This is a genomic window from Bacillota bacterium (genome assembly GCA_040754675.1).
In the GTDB taxonomy this organism is placed as follows: domain Bacteria; phylum Bacillota; class Limnochordia; order Limnochordales; family Geochordaceae; genus Geochorda.
In genome coordinates this window covers 1-4,503 of the sequence record JBFMCJ010000340.1, presented here as the reverse complement: position 1 = coordinate 4,503, position 4,503 = coordinate 1, and the positions used below count along the sequence as shown (strand labels likewise).

Here is a 4,503-nt window from a genome sequence, read left to right as displayed (position 1 = left end):
CTAGAAGTGCACCCAGCCCCGCGGCGCCAGTTCCGCTTCGCGGCCGTCGGCGAAAACCAGGCGCCGACCCTGCGATGCCCGCACCACCTCGCCGATGACGGCCACCGGCGTGCCCGTCGCCTGCTGCACGGCGGCCACAATGCCCTCGACGCGTTCCGGGCGGGCCGTGAAGAGCAGTTCGTAGTCCTCGCCGCCCCCGAGCCCCCATTCCAGCGGGTCCCGAGCCGCCGCCTGCGCGACCCGCCTCGTCGCCTCGTCGATGGGAACGGCCTCCGCCCGGATCCGCACGCCCACCCCGCTTGCGTCGCAGATGTGCGCAAGATCCCGCGCAAGACCGTCGCTCACGTCGATCATGGCCGTAGCGCCGCCCGCCGCCACGATGGCCTGGGACTCGGGCAGCCTCGGGGTCGGCGTGAGGTGCGCGTCCAGCACGCTTCGCCGGAAAGGTTCGGGTACGTCCAGCGCCGGGTTCAGCACCAGGGCCAGCCCCGCTGCCGAAGCACCCACCCGGCCGGTCACCAGCACCCGATCCCCGGGCCGGGCACCGCCTCGCCGCAGCACGTGCTCGGGGGCTGCCTCGCCCAGCAGCGTCAGGTCGATCTGCAGGCACCGCGAACCGCTGACGTTGCCCCCGACCACGTCGGCGCCGTACCGCCCTGCCTCATCCGAAAGCCCGTCGTAGAGCGCCTCCAGGAAAGCGACGTCCGTGTCGGACGGAAGCAACAGCGAAACCAGGAAGTGCGTGGGCCGCCCTCCTACGGCCGCTATGTCGCTCAGGTTGACCGCCGCACACCGCCGCCCCAGGCGGTACGGGTCCACCTTCTCCGGGAGGAAGTGGATGCCGGCGACCTGCACATCGCATGTGGCCAGGATGCAGCGGTCCTCCCCGACCCGCAACACCGCCACGTCATCGCCGATCCCCACCAGCACGTCGGGGTTTGGCGGCTTCAGGCGCCTCGCCAGCCTGTCGATGAGGTCGAACTCGCCGACCTCTGACACCTTAAGCCCTGCCATACGGCCGTCCTTCCTGGCCGGCCAGAACCTCGATCTGCGCGCCCCGCTCCAGTTCCTCCGGCGTCATGTTGTACAGGGCGTCGAACAGCGCGACCTTGAACGACCCCGGCCCCCGGGCCTCTCGGGCCGCCACCTCGGCCGCCAGCCCGAAACAGGCAAGCCCCGCCGCCGCCGCCACCAGGTAGTCCGGCTCCACGGCGGCAAACGCCGCCACCATGGTGGTCGCCATGCAGCCCGTGCCTGTGAGGGTGATGAGCCACCGGTGGCCGTTGTCGACCCCAAGCGTTCGCGTCCCGTCCGAGATGATGTCCCGCTTGCCCGTGATGGCCACCACAGCGCCCCAGGCCCGGCTGGCTCCTTGCGCGAGCGCCCCGGGATCCTCAACGCCCCCCACGCTCTCCACACCCTTCACCACGCCGCCCGTCCCGAAAAGGGACCCGACCTCCCCGGAGTTGCCCCGGACGACCGCAGCACGGACGTCCCGCAGCAGGCTGCGGGCCGTTTCGGTGCGGTACGGCGTGGCCCCGGCTCCTACCGGGTCGAGCACCACCGGGATGCCGCGCTCGTTGGCGCGCCGCCCGGCGATCCGCATCGCCTCCACCCAGTTGGGCTCAAGCGTTCCGATGTTGATGACCAGCGCCCCCGCCATGCCGACCATGTCGGCGACCTCTTCCCGGGCGTGGGCCATCACCGGAAGGGCGCCCACGTGAAGCGTCACGTTGGCGGTGTCGTTCATGACCACCAGGTTGGTGATGTGGTGAACCAGCGGACGCTGCGAACGGATCTTCCTCAGGGCCTCCGCGGCCCGGCTGCGAACCTCCTGCCTGGGGTCCATGGCCTACCTCTCCTCTCTGGGCTCTTACCGTCGGGGCCCGCCGGCCTACCCGGCCGGCCTGCTGCGCTCACCGTCCACGATCCGGCGAAGCTCCCGCGCCGCCGCCTCCACGTCCTCCGCCGCCACCACGGCGGACACCACGGCGATGCCGGCCACCCCACAGCCCATCACGCCGGCCGCGTTGGCGGCATTGATGCCCCCGATGGCGACGACGGGTATGCGAACGGCCCGTGCGAGGCGCCTGAGCCCCTCGAGGCCCAGCGGCATCCCGGCGTCGCGCTTGGTCGCCGTGGCAAAGACGGCGCTGCACCCAATGTAGTCGGCACCGTCGTCCTGCGCCCGACGCGCCTGTTCCTCGTTTGCCGCCGTCACCCCGAGGATGCGGTCGGGCCCGATGAGGCGGCGGGCCAGGGCTGCGGGCATGTCGTCCTGCCCCACGTGGACGCCGTCTGCGTCGACCGCCAGCGCCACGTCAATCCGGTCATTGACGATGAACGTGACGCCAGCATCCCGCGTCAGCGCCCGCAGGGCCTGCGCCAGTTCGAGGAACGCTCGCGTGCTGGCCTCCTTCTCCCGCAGCTGAACGGCCGTCGCCCCGCCCGCTATCGCGGCCCGAACCACGGCCTCCAGAGGGCGCCCGCGCGCCAGGGGCCGGTCCGTCACCACGTAAAGGGAGGGGTCGAACCGCCTGCGGCTCACGCCCGATCGCCCCTTTCAAAAGACCGAAGGCCGCCCGCCCGGGCGGCCCCCCTCGTCAGCATCGGCGAGTCCCTACGCCGGCATTACCCGGGTCAGGTTCGACGGGTCGAGGGCAGGCACGGCCCTCCTCTCAGCCCGGCTCGACCGGGCTCCCCGCTCGGTATACCGTTCACTACGCCACGACCGGCCACCATTCCTCTTCACGTGGCTGCTGGGCCAGGCCGGCGGCGAGGTTGAGGATCACCCGGATCCAGGCAGACGAGCCTTCGGCCAGGGCAATGGCAGCGGCCGGGTCGCCCCGAAGGACGACGGCTTCGCCCTGCCGGTCCTGACCGGGTTTCTCCTCACCGGCATGGGTGATATTATCACACTCGTTCAAACATGATGACCAAGACCGGCAGAGAAAGATCGGCGAGCGCGGCGAGCCACCACCTCCGGCTGCTGCGCCAGTCAGGTGCTGTGACCTACCGTAAGGCCGGCCGAATGGCCTGTTACGGCCTGGCCGGCGAGCGTATCCGGCGGTCGCTGGCGGAGGCGCCCGGGAATGCCTGAATTGCGTTTTAGCCCCACCGCGCAGCTGCCCGAGACCCACGCTGCCCGCGGCGCTCAAGCTGTGGGCCACGCCCGTGAAGGCGGCGACGAGGGGTTCGAGGGCCCCTGGTACGCTTACCCGGCGATGAGCAACGCGGGCGCCGCAGCGCTGATACTGGCCGTGGCGTGGGGGCTCAAACGCCTGCAGAGCCCTTCCTGGCTTTCTGCGCTCCTGTACCTCGCCGGCATCCTCGTTGGCGCCCGCTACTGGGCCCGGGAGGGCTGGGAGGTGTTGCGCAAAGAGCGCGTCATCGGGATCGAGGCCCTCATGGGGTTCGCGGCGCTTGGGGCCGTTTTGCTGGGCCAATGGGAAGAAGCCGGCCTCCTGGCGGTCATCTACGCCACTGCCGAAGCCCTTGAGGAGTACACGTACGCACGCACCCGCACCGCCATCCGGGCCCTGCTGAACCTGGCACCGCCCACGGCACACCGGCTGGCGGGCGGTCAAGAAGAGGTGGTGGCCGCAGCCGACCTGACGCCCGGCGATCTCATCGTGATCCGGCCGGGCGAGCGGGTGCCCACCGACGCCGTCATCCTCAAAGGCCGCTCGAGCCTCGACGAGTCGGCCGTAACGGGAGAGTCCATGCCCGTTGACAAGGGGCCGGGGTCGAAGCTGTTCGCGGGCACCATCAACACCACGGGAGCGCTCGCTGCCAGGGTCATCGCTGACTACGAGAGCAACACCCTCTCCCGCATGATCCACCTGGTACAGGAGGCACAGGAGGTCAAATCCCACTCGCAGCGGTGGATCGACCGGTTCGGGCGCCGTTACAGTCCCGGGGTGCTGGCGGCGGCTGCTTTTCTGCTCGTCGTTTGTCCGCTGTTTGACGGCCACGTTGCCACCTGGGCCCACAGAGCCGTGGTGCTGCTCGTCGCGGCCGCGCCGTGCGCGCTGGTGATGTCGACGCCGGTAGCCACCGCCGCCGCCATCGCCCGTGCGGGACGCGAGGGCGTTCTCATCAAAGGCGGCGTCCACCTGGAACGGTTGAACCGCATCCGCGTGGTCGCCTTCGACAAGACGGGCACCCTGACGCAAGGCCGGGCACGGGTGACCGACGTCATCCCGTTGGGTGGCGCGACGGAGCGTGAAGTGCTGCAGCTGGCGGCAGGGGTGGAACGGTGGAGCGAGCACCCCATCGCCCGAGCCCTGCTGGAGCGGGCCTCGGACAGCGGGCTCCAGGTGCCCGATACCACCGGCTTCCAGGCCCTGGTGGGGGCCGGCGCCCGGGCACTTTTCAAGGGCGAGGAGCTCCTGGTGGGAACGGCGGGGCTCCTCGAACAGCACGGGGTTTGCCTCGAGTCCGGCCTCAACGGCCAGATCGAACGCCTGGAGCGCGAGGGAAAAACCGTGATCGTGGTCGGCC

Annotated in this window: 5 protein-coding genes and 1 riboswitch; of the genes, 1 reads left to right on the top strand and 4 read right to left on the bottom strand. The window is 70.6% G+C overall.

Annotated features, from left to right (window positions below; all coding sequences use genetic code 11):
• The 4 genes from thiL to AB1609_16310 form a co-directional block, all read right to left on the bottom strand.
• Entirely contained in the window at positions 1-1,014 is a 1,014-nt protein-coding gene (gene thiL / locus AB1609_16325) for a thiamine-phosphate kinase (GenBank protein ID MEW6048015.1), read from the bottom strand.
• Positions 1,001-1,849 carry a hydroxyethylthiazole kinase gene (gene thiM, locus AB1609_16320; protein MEW6048014.1) on the bottom strand — a complete coding sequence of 283 codons (849 nt, stop codon included), beginning with the start codon at positions 1,847-1,849 and terminating at the stop codon, positions 1,001-1,003. Before thiM ends, thiL begins: the two co-directional genes overlap by 14 nt.
• Positions 1,850-1,894: 45 nt before the next feature.
• Positions 1,895-2,548: a thiamine phosphate synthase gene (thiE, locus tag AB1609_16315; GenBank protein MEW6048013.1), complete on the bottom strand. Its 654-nt coding sequence runs from the start codon at positions 2,546-2,548 to the stop codon at positions 1,895-1,897.
• Between the two features lie 52 nt (positions 2,549-2,600).
• Positions 2,601-2,714: riboswitch (TPP riboswitch) on the bottom strand.
• Between the two features lie 6 nt (positions 2,715-2,720).
• On the bottom strand, positions 2,721-2,927 hold the full coding sequence (locus AB1609_16310) for a hypothetical protein (GenBank protein ID MEW6048012.1): 207 nt from the start codon (positions 2,925-2,927) through the stop codon (positions 2,721-2,723).
• 165 nt (positions 2,928-3,092) lie between these two features.
• Here AB1609_16310 and AB1609_16305 point away from each other — a divergent pair.
• The coding region (locus tag AB1609_16305; GenBank protein MEW6048011.1) for a heavy metal translocating P-type ATPase at positions 3,093-4,503 on the top strand (1,411 nt) is incomplete at its 3' end.